This is a genomic window from Microbacterium sp. SORGH_AS_0888 (assembly GCF_030818905.1).
In the GTDB taxonomy this organism is placed as follows: domain Bacteria; phylum Actinomycetota; class Actinomycetes; order Actinomycetales; family Microbacteriaceae; genus Microbacterium.
Window position 1 is genome coordinate 1588252 of record NZ_JAUTAZ010000001.1, and the last position, 17651, is coordinate 1605902.

Annotated in this window: 17 protein-coding genes; 7 read left to right on the forward strand and 10 right to left on the reverse strand. The window is 72.0% G+C overall.

Annotation, left to right across the window (positions count from 1 at the left end; genetic code table 11):
- Positions 1-49: 49 nt before the first annotated feature.
- The 4 genes from QE381_RS07785 to QE381_RS07800 all read left to right on the forward strand — a co-directional run bounded on the left by QE381_RS07785 (position 50) and on the right by QE381_RS07800 (position 3038).
- A complete protein-coding gene (locus tag QE381_RS07785) occupies positions 50-823 on the forward strand; it encodes a DNA-formamidopyrimidine glycosylase family protein (RefSeq protein WP_307216993.1) in 774 nt (257 codons plus the stop codon).
- A gap of 95 nt (positions 824-918) precedes the next feature.
- Complete coding sequence (locus QE381_RS07790) at positions 919-1326, forward strand: transferase (protein ID WP_307216995.1); 408 nt, start codon at positions 919-921, stop codon at positions 1324-1326.
- 121 nt (positions 1327-1447) lie between these two features.
- The gene (locus QE381_RS07795) at positions 1448-2227 is read left to right on the forward strand and encodes a substrate-binding domain-containing protein (protein ID WP_307216997.1); all 780 of its coding nucleotides are present in this window, start codon (positions 1448-1450) and stop codon (positions 2225-2227) included.
- 76 nt (positions 2228-2303) lie between these two features.
- Complete coding sequence (locus QE381_RS07800; protein WP_307216999.1) at positions 2304-3038, forward strand: GMP synthase; 735 nt, start codon at positions 2304-2306, stop codon at positions 3036-3038.
- Here QE381_RS07800 and QE381_RS07805 read toward each other — a convergent pair.
- Positions 2983-3798 carry a tryptophan-rich sensory protein gene (locus tag QE381_RS07805; RefSeq protein ID WP_307217000.1) on the reverse strand — a complete coding sequence of 272 codons (816 nt, stop codon included), beginning with the start codon at positions 3796-3798 and terminating at the stop codon, positions 2983-2985. The two genes, QE381_RS07800 and QE381_RS07805, sit on opposite strands and share 56 nt — an antisense overlap.
- Positions 3799-3901: 103 nt before the next feature.
- Positions 3902-4948: an isopenicillin N synthase family oxygenase gene (locus QE381_RS07810; protein ID WP_307217002.1), complete on the reverse strand. Its 1047-nt coding sequence runs from the start codon at positions 4946-4948 to the stop codon at positions 3902-3904.
- 170 nt (positions 4949-5118) lie between these two features.
- Here QE381_RS07810 and QE381_RS07815 point away from each other — a divergent pair, with 170 nt between their 5' ends.
- On the forward strand, positions 5119-5487 hold the full coding sequence (locus tag QE381_RS07815; RefSeq protein ID WP_307217004.1) for a helix-turn-helix domain-containing protein: 369 nt from the start codon (positions 5119-5121) through the stop codon (positions 5485-5487).
- A 117-nt stretch (positions 5488-5604) separates the two neighbouring features.
- Here the strand turns inward: QE381_RS07815 and QE381_RS07820 are convergent, their stop codons facing one another.
- Positions 5605-6579 (reverse strand): hypothetical protein, encoded by a 975-nt coding sequence (locus tag QE381_RS07820; RefSeq protein ID WP_307217006.1) that lies wholly within the window; start codon positions 6577-6579, stop codon positions 5605-5607.
- 156 nt (positions 6580-6735) lie between these two features.
- Entirely contained in the window at positions 6736-7032 is a 297-nt protein-coding gene (locus QE381_RS07825) for a helix-turn-helix domain-containing protein (protein ID WP_307217008.1), read from the reverse strand.
- 148 nt (positions 7033-7180) lie between these two features.
- Between QE381_RS07825 and QE381_RS07830 the strand changes: the two genes are divergently transcribed.
- Complete coding sequence (locus tag QE381_RS07830) at positions 7181-7762, forward strand: hypothetical protein (protein ID WP_307217010.1); 582 nt, start codon at positions 7181-7183, stop codon at positions 7760-7762.
- Here the strand turns inward: QE381_RS07830 and QE381_RS07835 are convergent.
- From QE381_RS07835 to glgX, 5 genes are all read right to left on the reverse strand, one after another.
- Positions 7751-8242 carry a hypothetical protein gene (locus QE381_RS07835; RefSeq protein WP_307217012.1) on the reverse strand — a complete coding sequence of 164 codons (492 nt, stop codon included), beginning with the start codon at positions 8240-8242 and terminating at the stop codon, positions 7751-7753. The two genes, QE381_RS07830 and QE381_RS07835, sit on opposite strands and share 12 nt — an antisense overlap.
- Positions 8239-8826: an RNA polymerase sigma factor gene (locus QE381_RS07840; protein ID WP_307217014.1), complete on the reverse strand. Its 588-nt coding sequence runs from the start codon at positions 8824-8826 to the stop codon at positions 8239-8241. The genes QE381_RS07835 and QE381_RS07840 overlap by 4 nt, the downstream gene beginning before the upstream one ends.
- A gap of 311 nt (positions 8827-9137) precedes the next feature.
- Entirely contained in the window at positions 9138-11015 is a 1878-nt protein-coding gene (gene treZ, locus QE381_RS07845; RefSeq protein WP_307217016.1) for a malto-oligosyltrehalose trehalohydrolase, read from the reverse strand.
- 91 nt (positions 11016-11106) lie between these two features.
- Positions 11107-13635 (reverse strand): malto-oligosyltrehalose synthase, encoded by a 2529-nt coding sequence (gene treY, locus QE381_RS07850; protein ID WP_307217018.1) that lies wholly within the window; start codon positions 13633-13635, stop codon positions 11107-11109.
- The gene (gene glgX, locus QE381_RS07855) at positions 13632-15845 is read right to left on the reverse strand and encodes a glycogen debranching protein GlgX (protein ID WP_307217020.1); all 2214 of its coding nucleotides are present in this window, start codon (positions 15843-15845) and stop codon (positions 13632-13634) included. The genes treY and glgX overlap by 4 nt, the downstream gene beginning before the upstream one ends.
- A gap of 256 nt (positions 15846-16101) precedes the next feature.
- Here glgX and QE381_RS07860 point away from each other — a divergent pair, with 256 nt between their 5' ends.
- A complete protein-coding gene (locus QE381_RS07860) occupies positions 16102-17118 on the forward strand; it encodes an adenosine deaminase (protein WP_307217022.1) in 1017 nt (338 codons plus the stop codon).
- 12 nt (positions 17119-17130) lie between these two features.
- Here the strand turns inward: QE381_RS07860 and QE381_RS07865 are convergent, their stop codons facing one another.
- Complete coding sequence (locus QE381_RS07865) at positions 17131-17631, reverse strand: glutaminase (RefSeq protein WP_307217024.1); 501 nt, start codon at positions 17629-17631, stop codon at positions 17131-17133.
- Between the last annotated feature and the right edge of the window lie 20 nt (positions 17632-17651).

Genomic DNA, 17651 nt, shown 5'->3' on the forward strand with positions numbered 1-17651 from the left:
GCGAGCGGCAGCCGCGCACGGCGACCGCGCGAGACGGCGGGGGGCGGCCGTGCCCGAGGGTGACACCGTGTTCCGGGCGGCGCGGCGTCTCGACGAGGCGCTCGCGGGCGACGAGGTCGTGCGGTTCGACCTGCGCGTGCCGCACGTCGCGACATCCGATCTGCGCGGCGAGTCGGTGCGCGGCTGTGTGCCGCGGGGCAAGCACCTGCTGCTGCGGATCGGCGAGTGGACGCTGCACTCGCACCTCAAGATGGAAGGCGAGTGGCACGTCTACACGACGTCGCAGCGGTGGCGGCGCCCCGCCTTCCAGGCGCGGGCGATCGTCGGGACGGCCGGGCGCACGGCGGTCGGCTTCGATCTCGCGATGGTCGACCTGGTGCCCACCGCCGGCGAGGACGCGCTGGTGGGGCATCTGGGTCCCGACCTGCTCGGGCCCGACTGGGATGCCGCACGCGCGGCCGAGAACCTCTCGCGCGACGAGCGGCCCGTGCACGTCGCGCTCCTGGACCAGCGCAACCTCGCCGGGCTCGGCAACGAGTACGCGAACGAGCTGCTGTTCGTCCGCGGGGTGCTGCCGACCCGACCCGCGACCGAGGTGGAGGCCGCGGGACTGGTCGAGACCGCGTCGCGCATGATCCGGGCCAACGTGGACCGCGTGCCACGAACCTTCACCGGCGACACACGCCCCGGCCGGACGACCTGGGTGTACGGACGGGAGCGGCGGCCGTGCCGACGCTGCGGGACCCCGGTCCGTTCCGGCCGGCTCGGAGCCGATCCGACCCGCGAACGCAACGTCTTCTGGTGCCCCACGTGTCAGCACTGACGCCCCTCTCCCGTGTAAGCGCGTGCACGGGAATGAATCCGTGGCCCGCGAGGTTCTCTCAGTGCTCAGCGTCATCAACGCTGTAGGAGGGAATCGTGGGCAAGAACTACGTCGACATCGAGAACGACCGCGGCGAGACGCTGCGGTACCGCAAGCACGTCAACGGCCGCGGCTTGATCGCGAACGGCGCCAAGGTGCACCCCTCGGCGATCGTCGAGGCGGGAGCCTATGTCGAACCGGGCGTGCAGATCGCCGCCGACGCGTACGTCGGCAGCGGCGCCTGGATCGAGAGCGACGTCGTCATCGGCCCCAAGGTGCGGATCGCCCCGCACGCCCACATCGGCCCCAAGGCCCAGGTCGGCGCGGGCGCCACGATCGGTGTGCGCACGCAGATCGGGATGGGCGCGAGCGTCGCAGGCGGGTCGCTGATCGGCGACGACCAGACGATCCGCGACGGCGAGCGCGTCGCGACCGACCAGCGCGGGTTCCGTCTGGCCGCCTGACGCCCGCGGGGTACGCCCGTCATCCGCGGGCGCCACGGCACGGTGCACGACCGGCGCGGCGGACCTGCCGCACCGGCGGGACGCGCAGCAGGTACGGTAGCGGGATGACGGAGGCGACCGAGTGAGCGGACGGGGGCGGGCCGCGTCGGGCGGTCGCAACACCCCACGGCGAGACGCCGCACGAAACAGTGGCGTCCCCCGCAGAGACGCCGGCAAGAAGACGCGGAAGGACACCGCCCCGCGCAGCGGCCATGCGCCGCGGCGCGACGCCGCGGCGGCCGCTTCCACCGAGTCGGTCCACGCACCCCTCGGTCCCTTCCGGCTCGGCGCGATCCCGGGAGCGACCCCGGGCAAGTGGATCGACACGTGGACCGAGCGGATGCCGCACAACCCCCTCGAGCTCGTCCCGCTCGAGGTCGCGGGACAACGGACGGCGCTGGATGCCGGGGAGGTCGATGCGGCACTGGTCCGCCTCCCCCTGGACCGCGACGGCCTGCATGTCATCCCGCTCTACGAGGAGGTGCCGGTCGTCGTGTGCGCCTCCGAGTCGCACCTCACGGCGGCGGACGAGCTCACCACGGCCGACCTCGTCGGGGAGGTGCGGATCGTCCCGGCCGACGACGTCCTCGATCTCGATGTGCCCGGCACGCTCGCACCCGTGTTCGACGCGCCGGAGACCACGGCCGACGCGATCGCGACGGTCGCGGCGGGCGTGGGGATCGTGGTCGTTCCGATGTCGCTCGCGCGGCTCCATCACCGCAAGGACGCCGCGTTCCGCCCCCTCCTCGACGTCCCGCTCTCGCCCGTCGCCCTGGCCTGGGTCGCGAGCGGCACGACGCCGCTCGTGGACACCTTCGTCGGGATCGTCCGGGGTCGCACCGCGCACTCGTCCCGCGGCTGACCGGCACGACCCGCACCGCGCGGGTCGCGCCGCGCGGGTCGTGCCCGCTCACGGGCACGGAAATAGACTGGCCCCTATGCACTCGCGGCCGCTCCTCTACGTCTGCGCGCGGCCGCAACAGGATGCCGCCGCGGGCGAGTACGCGTCGTTCCGCGCCGCGACGGGCCTGGACGAGCACACGCTGCACCGGCACGATCTCGTCCGCGACCCGCTGCCCGACGACGCGCTCGAGCGCTACGCGGGGTTCATGACCGGCGGCAGCCCCTTCAACGTGACGGATCCGGAGCCGTCCGAGGCTCAGGTCCGGCTCGAGCACGACCTGGAGCGCATCGCCGCCGCGGCGGCCGCCGGGACGACGGCGGCGCTGTTCACCTGCTACGGCATCGGCGTCGTGAGCCGCATGCTCGGCGGGGCGGTCACGCAGGAGTACGCGGAGGGAACGGGGGCGGTCTCGATCACCCTCACCGCGGACGGCGCCGCCGACCCCGTCTTCGGTGTGCTGCCGCCGCGGTTCGACGCGTTCACGGCCCACAAGGAGGGGACCTCCGCGCTGCCGCCGGGGGCGGTCCTGCTGGCCGAGAACCCCGCCTGCCCGGTGCAGGGCTACCGGGTCGGCGACCGGCTGTACACGACGCAGTTCCACCCCGAGCTCGCGCCCGCGGACTTCGTCGCGCGGATGCGGATCTATCGGGATGCCGGCTACTTCGACCCGTCGGAGTTCGAGCCGCTGTCGGTCGCCGTGCTGGCGGCGCCGGTCACGCAGCCCGCGCGACTGCTGCGCGCGTTCGCGAGCCGCTGCCGAGCCGCCTGACGATCGCCGTCCCCAGAACGAGGGCCGCGACGACGAGGGCAGCGATGCCCACCGACACGCTGCGCGGCTCGTCCGCGAGACGTCCGACGGCGAGCCAGGTCAGCCCCCAGGCCAGTGCGAGCGCGGGGGCGATGCGCCCGCCGCCGACCGAGACCAGGCCGCATCCGATCACGGCGACGACCACGAGCACCGCGATCGCCCACACCTGGGCGGCGCCGGCCTCCACGGGCGGCAGGATGCGGGTGAGCCAGGCGGTCGCGTTGGCGATCGTCGCAAGGGTCACCCACCCGAGGTGCAGGCCCGTGACGCCGTCGACGAGCATCCGGTCGGCGACGGCGCGGCCGGGCGTGCTTACGGTCCTCCGGTAGATCCGGCACAGCACGACGAGCAGAAGCGCGATCACGAGCACCGTGAGCGGGAGGGTGAGGAACTGCGCGGTGACGAGCCAGAGGCCGTTGAGCACCTCGCTGAGGGCTATCCACCAGCCGAGCGTCCGCTGGCGCGCATCCGACCGGCGGCCGGGAAGGGCCTGCCAGACCGCGTAGGCGATGAGTCCCAGATAGACGAGCGACCAGATCGAGAACGCCGGCCCGGCGGGCGCGAGGTAGGTCGCGTCGGCGGCGAGCGCGCCGTCCTGCAGATCCTGAACGGGGGTCCCGCCGAGGACGCCGGCTCCGACCATCGCGGCGACGAGCATGAACCCGGTCGCCGCGATCACGACGATCTGGCGGAGGAGGTCACGAGAGGATGCGGCGGCCATGCCGTCACGCTACGTGCGCGCCCCCGCGGGAGCACGGGGTTGACAGCGCGACCGGCCACGACACGCGGAGCTCGTCCGCATCCGCGTGTCGTGGCCGCGGCGGTCAGTAGCGCTGGCTGGCGAGAACCCGGGCGCTCTCGCGCTCGGCCTTCTCGTTGCGGCGACCCGCGCGGGACCCCGCGAGCTTCGCGGCGATGTGCTCGCCGACCGTGATCGGCTCGTAGAGGGCGGGATGCTCGTCGTCGATGCACTGCGGGAGCGTCGCGATGACGGCGTCGACGTCACCGTCGTGGAAGAACGCCGCCGACCGTCGGCGCTCGATCGTGCCGTCGATGACCGGGGGCTTGACCCGGTGCAGCGTCGACATCCAGCGGTCGTTGGTGAGCCGGCCGGTGGCGTCGCCGAGGTTGATGAGAAGGGCGCCGTCGGCGGGCTGCACGTCGTTCCACGAGCCGTCCGAGCCGAGCACCTGGAGCCCGCGCACCTGGTCCGCCCACAGGATCGTGACGATGCCGTAGTCGGTGTGCTCGCCCATGCCGATCAGGTCGCCGTCCAGCCGGACGTCGGTCCCGGGCGGGAGCGCGTAGTTGTTCATGCGCAGCACGTCGAGCGAGTGCCCCGTGCGCTCGGCGAAGAAGTCGGCGGGGAGACCGAGCGCATCGGCGAAGATGCGCGTCATGGTGCGGGCGACGCGGGAGGCCTCGGCGAAGTAGGTCTGCACCTGCGCCTCGAAGCCCGCGACATCCGGCCAGACGTTGTCCGCGTAGTCGGGCTGGGGGAGCTCCGGCGCGTCGGGGTAGTCCGCCTGGCCGGCACCGACGTTGAACGCCTCGAAGAAGTCGTTCATGCGGCTCGCCTGCTCGACCCCGAGTGAGAGGCTCAGCGACTCGGACTTGGGCGGGCTGTAGCCGCGGTTGATCTGCGGCGGCGTGCGGTACGCCTTCTTCTCCTCGAGGTCGAGGGCGAAGAATCGGTCCATCGCATCGGTGAGCCCGTGCGTGATCTCATCGGGGATGCCGTGCCCGGTGATCTGGATGAACCCGACGGTGCGGCAGGCGGCATCGATCTGCGACGCGACCGCGGCTCTGTCGGCATCCGTTCCCCGCTGCACGTAGGGGGTGATGTCGACGAGGGGTACCTGGAATGTCATGGCGACTCCTTGTGTGGGGCGTTGCGCCCGGTTCTGTGGGTGTCGCTTCATGCTTTCCCGCCGCCCGGGGGCGGCTCGCTTTCATGAGCACGGTCAGCGTACGCCGCGACGGTTTCGGGTGGGTTACGGCGGATCGGGAACCTTTCGGGCGGTGCCGGACAACACAGGGCATGGGACATCCGCCTCCCGCCGCCCGCTCGGACCGGCGACGCGCCCTCGCTGCGCGCGCATTCTCGATCGTCGAGCGCGAGTATGCGGAGGCGTATCCGCGGCTGTGCGTGCAGTCCGTCGCCCAGCGGCTCGGCACGACTCCCCGTCAGCTCGACCGGAGCCTGGAGCCGGGGCCGCCGCTGCGGCTCGTGATCGGGCGCGTGCGTGCCCACGCGCTGCACCGGATGCTGCTGCGCGGCGACGTCTCGGACGCGCGGTCGGCGGCGGCATCCGTGGGCTTCGCGAGCGTGTGCGAGATGCGCCGCCACTACCGCCGGGTGTTCGGAGAGTCGCCCGAGCGCCTGGCCGCCCGCCTCCGCGCGCGCTGAGCGCTGACTCGCCCGAGCGCCCGACTCGCCCGACTCATGACCGCGAGACCAGTCTGCCGCGCCGAGACCGGCGGGTTTCCCACTGGTCTCGGCGCGCGGGACTGGTCTCGCGGGGTACTACGGGGACGGGGCGGCCGGCGCTCGCTCGGCGATGATCCGCTGCGCGGCTTCCTTCTGCGCGACGACATCCTGTCGTACCCGGTCGAGCGTCGCGCGTTCCGTCTCCACGATGTGCGCCTGAAGGTTCCACGTGGTCTCGTACAGGGTCTCGGAGTACCCGCTCGATTCTGCGCACGTCGCATCGGCGACGGCGATCTCGATCTCCTTGGCCGAGGGCACCGAGCGTGCGCCGGCCGAAGGGTCGGGTAGACCGAAGGGTGTGAGGCCGAACTCGGCCGATAGCTCGGGCGTGGGCATGTCGTGGCGATCTTCCGGGAGAGCAGCAAGGCCCAACGGCTCCATGCACTCCCGCCAACGAGCAGCGGCGGCCGTCACGGCGGGGTCGGTCCTCGCGCGTTCCTGCGACTGGGCGGCGTACTGAGAGACGAGGAGCTGATCCTCGTACGACGGCGTCGAGTACTCGTCACGCACGGCGGCGATGCAACTCTTGAACTTCTCGTCGAATCCGGGCTGTTCCTGCGTCACACGCGTGTGCGCAAGAAACTCATCCCACAAGCGCGAGCTCTCGGTCTGGAACTCCCCAGGGTGATACCCCCACGTTCGGGCGATCTGTTCATCGAAGAGGCGCGCACCGAACGGGCTCAGCGTCGGCGTCGGCGTCGTTCCGACGTCCTGCCATGGCACCGGCCAGTCGTATCCCGCGTCCTCCAGACAGGGCTGCACCGCCAGCTGCTCCGCGTAGTTGATCGTGTTGTCGCCGGGCGTCGTGAAGTCATCAAGCGGAAGTGTCCAGGATGCGCGGTCCTTCCTCGCTTCCGGAGACGTCTCCGTCGGCGAATCGGTGGCGCGTCGACCGGATGGGTCGGCGGCATCCGCCGCACAGCCGGTCATGACCGAGAGCGGGAGAATCATGCCGCAGCAGAGCAGTGCGATCTTTCGGCGGACGGGCAGCCGCGCGCAGGCATTCAGCATGGTCTTCCTTCATCCTTCACCGGGAGCGGGATCGTGAGATTCGCCAAAGAGACCTTCATCCGCACGAAGTCGGCTTCCCTGTAGATCTCGGCCACAGGACGGTGATGCCCGGGCAAAGGTCAACGTATGTGCCCCGGAGGGCGACGACAAGCAACTTCAGTTGCTCCCGCCGTGAGCCGGGGGCTCGAGCGGGGGAACAACGGCGTTCCACTCGTAGACGTCGATCCCGAGGACCGCGAACACGCGAACGACCGTGTCCAGCGTGGGATTCGCGTCACCTCCGGCGGTGCCGCGGCCGCGTTCGAGACACCCGTACGCGAAGACCGAGATCCGGGCCGCGTTCGCGACCTCCTCCTGCGACATCCCCCGCGCCATGCGCGCCTGGCGCAACACCTCCGCGACCCGTCGCGCAACGTCGCCCTTACGGCGTTGATGGTCTGCTTCCGTCGGCATCGTCATCCCCTCACGCGGCACGCCGCTGCATCACGTGGTGTCCGGCACCGCCGAAGTGGTTCCCCGGACCGCCGTGAGAGACAGCGGGAACCATCCGAGACCATCCGGACATCACACAGCAGAGGTTTCCCGACACGGAGGACGGACCATGCGATCCAAGACGATGCTCGCGCTCGCGGGCGTGACCCTGATGGTGATGGCACTCATCCCGACCGCGGCGAGCGCCGCCACGATGGACGGCGTGAGCGATGCGACGCAGAATCGCGCGTGCACGGTCGGCACCTTGCCACAGCGCGGCGAGCCCGACCCCCACGCCCCGGTCGTCGTGTCCTGCTTCGACACGCTCGAGCAGGCCGAGGCGTTCGTCGAGGCGGGAGCGCCGGGCGACTACGAGAAGCTCGTGCCGCAGGCCCGCACGTCTCGCGCGGCGGCGACCACGGTCATCATCGGCCGCCAGTACACGGGCGACAACCGCACGGGCTCCGTGCTCGTGCAGTGGGGCTCGGGCAGCGGATGCTACGGCGTGACCTACGGCTTCTCGTCGATGCCGTCCGGGTGGAACGACGTCATCCGCTCCTCCGAGGGCTTCAACAACTGCTGGGTCACCGACTACGCGGATGCGGGGTACGGCGGAGCACGTGCGAACTGCACGCCGTACTGCGGAACGCTCGCATCGTTGGCGAGTCAGACCTCGTCGGTCGTCTACCGCCCGTGGGGATCAGTCGGCTGACCAGGGGTGCAGACGCAGCGACGAGCAGAGGATGTCTCCCGGAACGACCGTCGCCGTGCCGTCATCCGCAACGCACAGCGTGAACCTCGACGGCGCGACGCCGGGCGGCGGAGACGGGTCCAGCGGGTCGGTGCGGGTCATCGCTCCCGAGTTCCACGCGAGCCGGCACATCGCGATCGCGTCGTCAATGGCGAGCACACCCTCCGGTGTAGCGACGCTCATTGCCGTGCCGGCAAGCGACCCGTCGGGGTTCAGCTGCGCGTCGGACGCGCAGGTGACCATCGTGGTGTCGCTCACCGGCTTGTGCGTGAGCAGCGAGGTGCCCGCGAACGCCCCCGCACCGATCACGAGCGCTCCCGCACCCACGAGACCGAGTCGCCACTGCCACCGCGTGTACCAGGGCCGGCGGGTCAGGTCGGCGTGCATCCGTGCGACGAGGGCGTCCTCGATCTGCGGCCCGTGCGGCATCCGCTCGCTCACTCGGTCACCTCCTGCACGGCGGGGGCGACGTGCGCCAGATCCTGGCGCAGCCGCGCCTTCGCCCGCGACAGCCGCGACTTGACGGTGCCCTCGGGCACCCCGGTCGCCAGCGCGGCCTCCCGCATGGTGAGTCCCTCCACGAGGCAGAGCACCACGAGCGCGGCGTCGACGGCGCGCAGACGTGCCAGCGCATCGCGCACCTCGCGGCCGATCACGGCGCCGTCGAGCAGCCGCGCGACCTCGTCGGCGTGGTCGGGAACGGCGTCCTCGCGAGGCACCTTCGCCAGCAGCCGGCGGTAGCGCCCGAGGCCGCGCAGCTGGTTCTTCGCCGCGAACGAGACCACTGTGAGCAGCCACGGCCGCACCGACTCGTCGACCAGCCGCACCCGATCGCGGCGACGCCACAGCTCGGCGAACGCGGAGCCCACCGCCTCCTCGGCATCCCATGTCGTGCGGGTCATCGCCAGCGCCACCCGATAGCACGAGGCCTCATGGCGATGGATGAGATCGCGATAGGCGCCCTCGTCACCGCGCGACACTCGGAACAGCAGTTCGGCATCGCTCGGCTCGACGTGTCCCGCCACACCGATCACCCCCGACGCCCGCTCCTGCCTTCTCAGCATAAGCGGGCGCCGGGGGCTCAGCCGTATGCGCGACGGACGGCCGCGGCCACCCGAAAGCCGCTCCATCGACGTCGTGCATCCGGCCTCCTTTCCGTTCCCCCGCTCTGTGATGTCCAGCACCGTGCAGATGGTTCCCACTTTTTCGCGACGGATGTCGCCGGATTGCGCGGATGTCGCACGATTCGAGCGGGATGCTGCGACATCCGTGCGATCCTGCGACGCCCACGCAACCGCGAGGCGCCGCCGACCGGCGTCAGCGCGGGGTCGGCGCGTCAGCGCCCAACGATGCCCGCGGAGGCCGGCGGCAGCCGCAGCGTGCCCGGCGCGACGCCCGCGCTCAGCCGCGGACCCGTGCCCGAGGTCGCGAGCAGCACACGCTCGCCGTCCGCGAGCGGCACGTCCCAGGCCGTCTCCGACAGGTTCACAAGGATGCGGACGCCCCCGCGCCGCAGCACGAACCGCCGTGCCGACGGCGCCGCATCCGGGGTCTCGTCGACCGCGTCGAGCGACGCGAAAGCCGGATCCGTGAGCTCGGGACGCTCACGCCGCAGCGCGGCGAGCGCCCGGTACAGGGTGAGCAGACGCAGGTGCGCCCCGGTCGCGGCCTCGTCCCATCGCAGCTTCGCGCTCTCGAACGTGGCGGGATCCTGCGGGTCGGGGACGACCGCGGGGTCCCAGCCCATCTTCGCGAACTCCTCGGTGCGGCCGGTGCGCACCGCATCCCCCAGCCACTCCTCGGGGTGCGAGGTGAAGAAGGGCCACGGCGTGGAGGCGCCCCATTCCTCGCCCATGAACAGCATCGGCGTGCCCGGTGCGGTGAGCGTGAGCACGGCGGCGACGGCGAGCCGGTCGAAGCCGAGGGTGGCGGTCAGCCGATCGCCGGCGGCGCGGTTGCCGATCTGGTCGTGGTCCTGCGCGAACGTCACGAGCCGCCACGCCGGCACGGTCTCGGGGATCGGGTGCCCGTGCGTGCGTTCACGGAACGACGAATAGGTGCCGTCGTGGAAGAAGCCGTGCGTCCACACCTTCGGCAGAGCCTCCGGGGCGGCGAAGTCCTCGTAGTACCCGACCGTCTCACCCGTGAGCGCGACGTGCACGGCGTGGTGCCAGTCATCGCTCCACTGCGCCGTCAGACCGTAGCCGCCCGCCTCGCGCGGCAGGATCAGCGTCGGGTCGTTCATGTCGCTCTCGGCGATGAGGCTCAGCGGCCTGCCCACATGCGCGGACAGGGCATCGGATGCCTCGGCCAGCTCCTGCAGGATGTGCACGCCGCTCGACCCGGGCAGCTGCTGGGCGGGGTCGTCGAGGAGGGCGTGGACGGCATCCAGCCGCAGCCCGTCCACGCGGTAGTCGCGCAGCCACATGAGCGCGTTCTCGACGATGTAGGACCGCACGGCGGGCTCGTCGAGGTTGACCGAGTCGCCCCACGTGTTGCGGCTGCCCTGCCGCAGGTAGGGCCCGAACTCGGGCAGGTGGTTGCCGCTGGGGCCGAGGTGGTTGTAGACGACGTCCTGGATGACCGCCAGGCCCGCTGCGTGTGCCGCGGCGACGAAGCGGGCGTAGGCGGCGGGACCGCCGTAGGCCTCGTGCACGGTGTACCAGAGCACACCGTCGTAGCCCCAGTTGTGGGTGCCGTTGAACCCGTTGACCGGCAGCAGCTCGATGTGGGTGACGCCCAGGGCGGTGAGATGCCCGAGCTTGGTGGCGGCGGCATCCAGTGTCCCCTCGGGGGTGAAGGTGCCGATGTGCAGCTCGTACACGAGACCGCCCGCGAGCTGGCGCCCCTGCCACGTGTCGCCGGCGAAGACGGCGTCGATCGCGGCCTGGTCCACCCAGGCGGATGCCGCGTGCACCCCGTCGGGCTGCCGCCGTGAGCGCGGGTCGGTGACGAGGTCGTCGCGGTCGTCGAGCACGAAGCCGTAGCGGTCGCCGTCGGCGAGCGCGACGTCGGCACGCCACCAGCCGCCGGTCGCGCGTTCGAGCTCGACATCCGTCGTGCTGTCGCCCGCCGTCGTGCCGTCGCCCACCGTCGTGCCGTCGCCCACCGTCGTGCCGTCGCCCACCGCGCCTTCGTCAGCCGTCGTGCCGTCGCCCGCCGCCGCGCGCCGCATCCGCACCCGCTGCGCCGCCGGCGCCCATACCTCGATCATGCGTCCTCCTCCGGTCACCCGCGAGACCAGTCCGCGGCGCCGAGACCGGCGGGAAAACCACCGGTCTCGGCGCGCGGGACTGGTCTCGCGGTCATGCGTTGTGGGTGAGCAGTGCGACGGGGTACCGCGACAGGAGCTCGGCGAGCGGGGCGAGGCCGCCGGGCACGACGGCGCCGGTCAGCTCGTCGCGCCACGGGCCGGGGGACGGCAGCGGCACGGCCGTGTCGCGCCATCCCCCCGCGCGCTCGAGCCCCACCGGCAGGCGTGTCGCGACCGCGATCGCCCCGCCCCGATCGAACGCGACGACGTGCCCGGATGCCGGGCCCACCGCATCCAGCGGACGATAGCGGGTGAACAGCCCGGGGCGGTCGCGGCGCAGCCGCAGCGCCCGGGAGACCAGCAGCAGCTTCGCCGCCCCGGAGGCGTCGACCGGCGGCAGCGATCCGCCATCGAGGTCCCGCAGCATCCGCGCCCGCTCGGCGAAGTCCACCGCGCGCCGGTTGTCGGGGTCGACGAGGGATGTCTCCCACAGCTCCGAGCCCTGATAGACGTCGGGGACGCCCGGCCCCACGAGCTGCAGCAGCTTGGCCGACAGCGAGTTCGACCAGCCGTAGCCCGCGATCCGGTCGACGAACGCCTGCACGACGGGCTTCGCATCTTCAAACGCGGCATCGACGAGGGCGTGCATGCGCGCCTCGAACTCCGCGTCGACATCCAGCCACGCCGTGCGCTCCCCCGCCTCGCGGGCCGCCTTCTCGGCATAGGCGTGCAACCGCTCGGGGGTCGCCGGCCACGCGCCCACGATCGCCTGCCACAGCAGCGCGTCGAACGGCCCGTGCCCCGTCGACGCGTGCGCCCGCAGATCCTCGAGCACCCGCGCCCACTCCGCAGGCAGCTCGGCGAGCACGGACAGCCGCGCGCGCACGTCCTCGCCGCGCTTCGTGTCGTGCGTCGAGAGCGCGGTGAGCGCGTGCGGCCACTCTGCCTGGCGTCGCGCGAACGCGTCATGGAAGCCCGCGACGGGCAGCGCGAACACCCCGGGGTCGCCGCCCACCTCGGTGAGCGTCCCCAGCCGGGTCGCGCGGTAGAACGCCGTGTCCTCCACGCCCTTGGCCATCACCGGCCCGGTCGTCTGCTGGAACCGCCGGGCCGCCTCCTCGGAGGGATCGGCCAGCACCGGCACGAGCGCGGCGATCGCGGCGGCGAGATCGGGACGGCTCAGGGAGGCCGCATCCACCGCCTCCGCCAACCACGCGGCCCCCGCGGGCAGGTACGAGCGATAGGTCGGGAAGCAGGCCAGCAGCTCCGCGAGCGCATCGGTCGCCGCCGCCTCCCCCACGTCCTCGCGCACGGCCGCCGGCAGGCACCGCACGAGCCGCGCGATCTCGGACCGCTGGATCGTGTCGGCGATGCCGCGCTTGGTGTGGTGGATGAGTCCCGCCCAGCCGGGATACGGCGCGAGTCCGCTCTCGCTCCGCAGCCGGGCGTCGAGGGCGTCGAGTCCCGGCTCGCCGGCGGGGTCGATCAGGACCCGGTCGATCTCGGCCATCGCGTCGTATCCCGTGGTCCCCGCGGTCGCCCACTCGGCCCGCAGCCGCTCGGGGCGGTCCGTGGCGGCGCGCTCGAGGATCTTCTCGACCCACACCGGCAGGGGGCCGGCGGCATCCGAGGAACCCTCAGCGGCGGCGTCCCCGATGCCGGATTCGGTCTCTCGCCGCGCGGCCGCGGTCGCCGCCGCGAGCCGGTCGAGGTAGCCGCCCGGGTCGACGAGCCCGTCCGGGTGGTCGACCCGCAGCCCGTCCACGAGCCCCTCGCGCACCCAGCGGAGGATCTCGGAGTGGGTCTGGTCGAACACCTCGGGCCGCTCGACCCGCACACCGGCGAGGGTGGAGACCGCGAAGAAGCGGCGGTAGTTCAGCTCGGCCTGCTCGTCGCGCCAGAACCGCAGCTCGTAGTGCTGACGGGCGAGGATGTCCCCGAGCTCACGGGTCGGGTCCGACACGCCGTCGAGCGAGCCCGGCGCGAGCGGCAGCACGTGGTCGAAGTAACGCAGGACGCCGTCCTGGGCCGCCGCGCTCACCGCATCCGCGCCGATTTCGTGCGCCCGCGACGCCAATTCCCCGTCGGGTTGCACGAAATCGTCGCTGTCGTGGGGCCGCTCGGGGGCCTCGACCCGCAGGTCGCCGCGCGCGTCGGCGAGCGGCGCACCCAGGATCGGCAGCCGTACCCTGCCCCCTCCGGCGTCCCAGTCGATGTCGAAGGCGTCGGCGTGCCGCGAGGCGCGACCGAGCCGCAGCACGTCCCACCACCACGGGTTCTCGCTCGGCACGGCGACGCCCATGTGGTTCGGCACGATGTCGACGAGCACCCCGAGCCCGGCCTCGCGGGCCGCCGCCGAGAGCCGTGCCAGGCCCGCCGGACCGCCCCGGGCCGGGTCCACGCACGAGGGGTCGACGACGTCGTAGCCGTGGTCGGACCCGGACGTCGCCCGCAGCAGCGGCGAGAGGTACACCCACCCGACGCCGAGGTCGCGCAGGTAGGGCACGAGGCCCGCCGCCGCCTGCAGATCCAGCGCCGGCCGGATCTGCAGGCGGTAGGTGGACGACGACAGCCGTGTCACCTCGGCAGCTCCGACTTGGGCGCCGCCCCCGGCACCTCGTCGATCGTTCCGGTGAGCGCCTGTGCGAGCGAGGCCGCGACCGAGTGGTCGACCTCGGGCTCGGGCTCGTCGTGCTCGCACAGCACCATGACCGACTTCGCCGGCACCGACAGCGTGTCGCCGGGGGCGACGGGCGCCGTGTTGGCGCGCTCGCCGGCGGTGTCGACGAGGACGTCCCACATGGGCGAGAAGCTCACATCCGGGAGGACGAAGTCGACCGGCTCGTCACCCGCGTTGAACAGAACGATGAAGTGCTCGTCGGTGATCTGCTCGCCGCGACGGTCGCGCTCACGGATGCCGTTGCCGTTGAGGAACACCCCGACGGCGCGGCCGAAGCCGGCATCCCAGTCCTCCGGCTCCATGAGCGAGCCGTCGGGCCGCAGCCACACGATGTCGGGCACGTTCTGGCCCGCCTCGACCCGCACCGGGCGGCCGTCGAAGAAGCGACGACGGCGGAACGTGGGGTGATCGCGGCGGAGGCGCGCGAGCGCGGCCGTGAACTCGACGAGCGGCTGGTCGACGGCATCCCAGTCGACCCAGGTGATCTCGTTGTCCTGCGCATAGCCGTTGTTGTTGCCGCCCTGCGTGCGGCCGAGCTCGTCGCCGTGCGAGAGCATCGGCACGCCCTGCGAGAGCAGCAGAGTCGCGATGAAGTTGCGCTGCTGGCGGGCGCGCAGCGTCAGCACGGCCGGGTCGTCGGTGGGCCCCTCGACGCCGCAGTTCCACGATCGGTTGTCGTCGGCGCCGTCGCGGCCGTCCTCGCCGTTCGCGTCGTTGTGCTTCTCGTTGTACGAGACGAGGTCGCGCAGGGTGAAGCCGTCGTGCGCCGTGACGAAGTTGACGGATGCCGCCGGCCGGCGTCCCGAGTGCTCGTACAGGTCGGCGGATCCGGTCAGCCGTGAGGCGAACTCGCCGAGCGTCGAGGGCTCGCCCCGCCAGAAGTCGCGCACCGTGTCGCGGTACTTGCCGTTCCACTCGGTCCACTGCGGCGGGAAGTTGCCGACCTGGTAGCCGCCGGGGCCGACGTCCCACGGCTCGGCGATGAGCTTGACCTGGCTGACCACCGGATCCTGCTGCACGAGCTCGAAGAACGCCGCCAGCCGGTCGACGTCGTAGAACTCGCGGGCCAGGGTCGCCGCCAGGTCGAAGCGGAACCCGTCGACGTGCATCTCGAGCACCCAGTAGCGCAGCGAGTCCATGATGAGCTGCAGCGCATGCGGGTTGCCGACGTTGAGGCTGTTCCCGGTTCCGGTGTAGTCGGTGTAGTAGCGCTTGTCGTTCTGCTCGAGCCGGTAGTAGGCCTCGTTGTCGATGCCGCGCATCGAGAGCGTCGGGCCCAGGTGGTTGCCCTCGGCCGTGTGGTTGTAGACGACGTCCAGGATGACCTCGATGCCGGCCGCGTGCAGGGCGCGCACCATCCCCTTGAACTCCTGCACCTGCTGACCGCGCTGGCCCGTCGAGGAGTACGTGTTCTGCGGGGCGAAGAACGCGATCGTGTTGTAGCCCCAGTAGTTCGACAGCCCCTTCTCCTCCAGGGTCGAGTCGTTGACGAACTGGTGCACCGGCATGAGCTCGATGGCCGTGACGCCGATCTTCTTCAGATGCTCGATGATGGCGGGGTGGGCGATCGCGCTGTAGGTGCCGCGGATCTCCTCCGGGATCGCGGGATGCCGCTGGGTGAGGCCCTTCACGTGCGCCTCGTAGATGAAGGTCTCTGAGTACGGCGTCTTGGGCTGGCGGTCGCCGCCCCAGTCGAAGAACGGGTTGACGACGATGCCCTTCATCATGCGGGTCGCCGAGTCGTCGTCGTTGCGCGAGTCGGGATCGCCGAAGGTGTAGCCGAACACCGACTGGTCCCAGTCGACCTGCCCCTCGACGGCCTTGGCGTAGGGGTCCAGCAGGAGCTTGTTCGGGTTGAAGCGCTTGCCGGACGCCGGGTCGTGGGGGCCGTGCACGCGATAGCCGTAGCGCTGACCCGGGGCGATGTTGGGGAGGTAGGCGTGCCAGACGAAGGCATCCACGTCGACGAGCTCGACGCGGGTCTCCTTGCCGCGGTCGCCGAACAGACACAGCTCGACGCGTTCCGCACCCTCGCTGAAGATCGCGAAGTTCGTGCCGTTCCCATCGAACGTCGCTCCGAGCGGATAGGTGGATCCAGGCCAGGCTTGCACGTGTTCCCCTTCGCCGGTGTGGGGTCTCACCCTATCGGAGCGCGATGTCGCGGACGGGGATGCGGCAGAGGATGCGGTCACGCTCCGAGAGTGCCCGCATCGGCTGAGTTCGGGCGCCCCTTGACAATCGCCGCGAGAGGGCTCAGGCGTCCGGTCGGACGTGAGGACGAGCGATGCGCGGCGCCACGGCTCCAGCCGCCGGGCTCGCGAGGCGCCCGACTACGGCATGATGTGGACGCAACACCGAGAGGAAACGATGTCCACCGACCGCCATGACACCCCGCCGTGCGCCGAGCTGCACGTCCACGTCGAGGGCACGCTCGAGCCCGACCTCATCTACGCGCTGGCGGAGCGGAACGCCGTCGCGCTGCCCTACCGCGACATCGACGACCTCCGCCGTCGGTACGAGTTCGAGGACCTCTCATCGTTCCTCGACTTGTACTACGCGAACATGGCCGTGCTGCAGACGGCCGACGACTTCGCCGACCTCGCGACGGCGTACTTCGCGCGGGCCGCGGCCGGCGGCGTCCGGCACGTCGACCTGTTCTTCGACCCGCAGGCGCACCTCGTGCGGGGTGTGGCGCTGGCGACCGTGGTCGAGGGACTGGGCAGGGCGATCGACGAGGCCGCGGAGCGGTTCGACCTGACGGTGGGGCTCATCGCCTGCTTCCTGCGCGACCGGTCGCCGGAGGAGGCGCTCGCGGTCCTGCGGGATCTGCTGTCGATGGATGCCGGCATCATCGGCGTCGGGCTCGACTCGGCCGAGCGGGGCAACCCGCCCGCGCTGTTCGAGGAGGTCTTCGCGCTGGCCGCGGCGAACGGGCTGCGGCGCGTCGCGCACGCGGGAGAGGAGGGCCCGGCGGCCTACGTCGCCGAGGCGCTCGACGTGCTCGGCATCGAACGGGTCGATCACGGCATCCGCAGCATCGAGGACCCCCGGCTCCTCGCACGCCTCGCCGCCGAGGGCGTCGCGCTCACCGTGTGTCCGCTCTCGAACGTGCGCCTGCGGGCCGTGGCGACGATGGCGGACCACCCGCTCCCGCAGCTGATCGCGGCGGGGGTGCGGGTCACCGTCAACTCCGACGACCCGGCGTACTTCGGCGGATACGTCGACGACAACTACCGGGCGCTGGCGGACGTGTTCGGCTGGGGCCCCGCGGAGCTCGCGGCGCTCGCGCGGCACAGCGCCACGGCATCCTTCGCCTCGCCGGAAGGCCGGCAGCGGCTCCTGGACGAGATCGACGAGTGGGAACGGCGCGCCGTCGGCGTCTGATCGCGACGCGGCTCAGGTGGCGCCGGGCAGGGGGTGGGCGAGGAGCTCCACGCGCTCGTCGAGGTAGCGCGCGAGCGGCATGACCGCGCCCTGGGGGCTCCACCGCACGACCGCGACGCCGTCGTGGGGCGACACCGGACCCGAGGAGCGGCCCGCCGCCAGCGCGTCGAGGTCGATCGGCTGCCAGTCGAGGTGCACCGCCTGACCCTCCGGGAACCCGCCGCGGAACGCGGCTGCCGCCACGGCCGCCCGTTCCCGCTGCGACTCGGCCGTGAAGCCGCGCCGAGCCTCCTCGCGGGAGCGCACGATCGCCCCCGTCGCGAGCAGGGCGTCGTCGGTGAGGAGCAGCACGCCCAGGTGCCAGGCGGTGCCGGCCGGCCACAGCCGCGGGGCGCGGGCGATGCCGAGCACGCGCTTGGGGGCTCGCCACTGCGCGAGGGCCTCGCGCGGGGCGCCGGCCAGCCGCGCGCGGGCTGCGCTCAGCATCCCCTCGAGGTCGTCGCGTGCACCCATCGTCCCACCGTAGCGTCGCG